General features: G+C 53.4%; 1 protein-coding gene. It reads right to left on the minus strand.

Features of this window, described 5'->3' with window-relative positions:
- Positions 1 to 981: 981 nt before the first annotated feature.
- Positions 982 to 1,110 carry an MbeD/MobD family mobilization/exclusion family protein gene (locus ABEB28_RS42165; protein ID WP_425559074.1) on the minus strand — a complete coding sequence of 43 codons (129 nt, stop codon included), beginning with the start codon at positions 1,108 to 1,110 and terminating at the stop codon, positions 982 to 984.
- Positions 1,111 to 1,126 lie beyond the last annotated feature (16 nt).

Genomic DNA, 1,126 nt, shown 5'->3' on the forward strand with positions numbered 1-1,126 from the left:
TGGGGCTGCGGCGAGCGGTGGGATCACTCTCGTTGTGATGCAGATCCGTTTTTTTTTTGCACTGGAGTTATCAGGAGTAGCGGTGCACATGGGATCGTGCGATATGCTGGATGGTGGAAGGTCGGAGGGAACGGCAACAACTCACCCCTCCCAGTGAAGGGACGGGTAGTTTGCCGCTCTCGATATGCCGGACGGTGCCAAGGCCATCGATCACGGGGCGCGTCAGTGGAAGAACCCGCGCCTGCGTGACGTATGCGTCTTCGCCGCACCATCTCACCCGTCACGCCACCACATACCGGGAACTGCCGCCAAGGTCTAACTCAACCAATCTAGCCGCGCTACATACGGTTTTTGTGGCAACTCATCAGGTGTCCGCTGTCGATGAAACTCTCTGCGCCGGTAGCGGAACTCTCACGCGTGCGGTCGCCGTCGTCACAGCTCCCCCAACCGCAAACGATTCTCGCAAATACGCAAGTATCTGCAAAAACAGGTTTTTTTCGGGGTTCCTGGGAGACTGTGCTGTTGAAAAACTCTTGAAGAATACAGAAGGCTCATGCAAACTGAATGAACTGGTTTCTGTTGTGGATCTCAACAGTTTCCACAGGAACATTGAGGAGGTCAGAGACCTCAATGAACCCGAAACAGCTCGCCTTCCTGGCGAGCTGTTTTCGTTCTACGCCCACCGACGAAAGATCGCAAGTGCAATAACGAGATTTTTCACGTCTTTACGCTCAAAAAGTAAAAAAACCATGTTTTCCCCTGGCTGAATCCCCAAAAACGCGTGAAATGCGTTTTCAGGATGTTGCATAGCTATGCACAAATACGGCACACGATTTGTTTCGCTCGCCCCAGCCGTCGAACGGGTCAAAATGGCAAGATTTCGTCACTTCTCCGGTCACATCTCCATTGATGGCCCACTCCGAACCCGTGCCGCGCGTTCCTGTACCTCATGTCTGTACCGGGCACGCTCCTGTTCATCCCTTAGCTGTTGTTCGCGATAAATAACCGACTCAAGCGATCCACTTGCCCGGCTAATCTCTGCACCTGCTGACTCAATATCACGACGCGCTCGTTCAGTATCGCGTTGTTCCGTTGCGTAACCTCGTACATCTTCTGCAATTCCGCG

The sequence above is a fragment of the Cryptosporangium minutisporangium genome (assembly GCF_039536245.1).
Taxonomy (GTDB): Bacteria; Actinomycetota; Actinomycetes; order Mycobacteriales; family Cryptosporangiaceae; genus Cryptosporangium; species Cryptosporangium minutisporangium.